This is a genomic window from Pseudomonas sp. D47, from assembly GCF_045447305.1.
In the GTDB taxonomy this organism is placed as follows: Bacteria; Pseudomonadota; Gammaproteobacteria; order Pseudomonadales; family Pseudomonadaceae; genus Aquipseudomonas.
In genome coordinates this window covers 1-1,491 of sequence record NZ_JBJGXU010000149.1, presented here as the reverse complement: position 1 = coordinate 1,491, position 1,491 = coordinate 1, and the positions used below count along the sequence as shown (strand labels likewise).

Sequence of the window (1,491 nt, the reverse complement as noted above, 5' to 3'; positions counted from 1 at the left end):
ACGAAATGGCGCGATATTTCCATCGAGTCAGTTACCTCTGCAAGGCTGAGACCAAGGATTACGGTCATCGGTGCCGTTCGTTTGGTTGCAGTAGGGGGTAAATGGTCTGGCGCAGGGCGCGTGGTCGAGCGGAGAGCGTTTCGCTCCTTATGCCAATATTCATGCTGTCGATGAGGCATAGGCGCGTCTGCCGACACTTCTGAGTGTGCTGCTGGCGAGGTGCAATATGGATTATTTGGGCTTCTGAATCCGGCGGTATTTGGGGCAATTTGTTATGGTTGAGATCAGTCGAGGCGTTGAATCAGAGTCGTAGGGCGGGTGCATTTAATAAGCGTTGAAAGCGCTCAGCTGCTGGTTAACGTTATCGGGAGCAATAGCCCTGGGTGCCTCGACGCCACCAATAGTATGATAATATTTGCAGTATCAATGACTTTGCTCGGAGGGTTAAATCATGGCGACCGTGCGTAAAACCATTACTGTGACAGACCAGCAAGACGGTTGGATTAAAGCGCAGATTGTCGCGGGTCACTACACCAATGACAGCGAATACATCCGAGACCTGATTCGCCGTGAGCAGGAGCGTAGTGCCGAATTGGGGGCTATCCGTGCTGCACTGATCGAAGGGGAGTCCAGTGGGGAGCCTCGTCCATTCGACGCTGAAAAATTCAAGCAGCGAATGTTGATCGCGCATGGCTGAATATCGTCTTGCACCTGCTGCCGAGCGAGATCTTGAAGCCATCTGGGCTTATACCGTTCAGCAGTGGGGCGTGGAGCACGCTAATCGTTACACAGACCTCTTGATAGCGGCATTTGTGGATCTGGCGCAGCAGCCCAAAACAGCGGCCACCTGTGACCACATTCGACCAGATTATCGTCGCCGCAACGTTGCGCGGCAAACCATTTACTTTCGCCTCATGCCCTACGGAATTGCGGTCATTCGTATTTTGCACGACCGGATGGATGTGCCTCGCTATTTGTGAGCGTTAGAACTGGCTGGCCTTGCTTCTCGAAGTGCAGCTCAATCTTTATTTGGTTCATTGTTTGTGATTAATGGTCAATAAATCCCCAGGAAGAAGGACGCTGATCATGCAGAGTGAAGTTACCGTCATTGGCCTTGGCGCTATGGGTTCGGCCTTGGCGCATGTTTTATTGTGCGCAGGCAAGCGAGTCACGGTATGGAACCGTAGCCGGGCTAAAACCGAGGCAGTGGCCAGCGCAGGAGCTCATGTGAGTGAGACGATGTTATCTGCGCTGACCGCCAGTCCGGTGTGTCTTATTTGCGTCGACAATTACGCGGTGTCAAGCAGTCTGCTAGCCGATGACGACTTGGCCGGCATCCTAAAGGGCAAGCTATTGATCCAGTTGTCCACGGGTGGTCCGCAAGAGGCGCGTGACAGTGAGCTATGGGCCTTGTCGCGTGGTGCTGATTATCTGGATGGTGCGATTCTGGCTTTCCCTCCTCAGATGGGAACAGCGGATGCCACCATCATT

Annotated in this window: 4 protein-coding genes; all 4 read left to right on the top strand. The window is 53.3% G+C overall.

What is annotated here, in order from left to right; translation table 11 throughout:
• Positions 1-5: 5 nt before the first annotated feature.
• Complete coding sequence (locus ACI77I_RS31960; protein WP_407000190.1) at positions 6-101, top strand: inovirus-type Gp2 protein; 96 nt, start codon at positions 6-8, stop codon at positions 99-101.
• A gap of 350 nt (positions 102-451) precedes the next feature.
• Positions 452-697, top strand: a complete 246-nt coding sequence (locus ACI77I_RS31955) for a type II toxin-antitoxin system ParD family antitoxin (protein ID WP_407000188.1) — start codon at positions 452-454, stop codon at positions 695-697.
• On the top strand, positions 690-980 hold the full coding sequence (locus ACI77I_RS31950; protein WP_407000186.1) for a type II toxin-antitoxin system RelE/ParE family toxin: 291 nt from the start codon (positions 690-692) through the stop codon (positions 978-980). The genes ACI77I_RS31955 and ACI77I_RS31950 overlap by 8 nt, the downstream gene beginning before the upstream one ends.
• Before the next feature lie 106 nt (positions 981-1,086).
• Positions 1,087-1,491: NAD(P)-binding domain-containing protein (locus ACI77I_RS31945; protein ID WP_407000184.1), on the top strand; the 405-nt coding region annotated here is incomplete at its 3' end.

Coding starts and splice junctions, on each gene's coding strand:
- ACI77I_RS31950 (WP_407000186.1), top strand. CDS start 690: ATGGCTGAATATCGTCTTGCACCTGCTGCCGAGCGAGATCTTGAAGCC.
- ACI77I_RS31955 (WP_407000188.1), top strand. CDS start 452: ATGGCGACCGTGCGTAAAACCATTACTGTGACAGACCAGCAAGACGGT.
- ACI77I_RS31960 (WP_407000190.1), top strand. CDS start 6: ATGGCGCGATATTTCCATCGAGTCAGTTACCTCTGCAAGGCTGAGACC.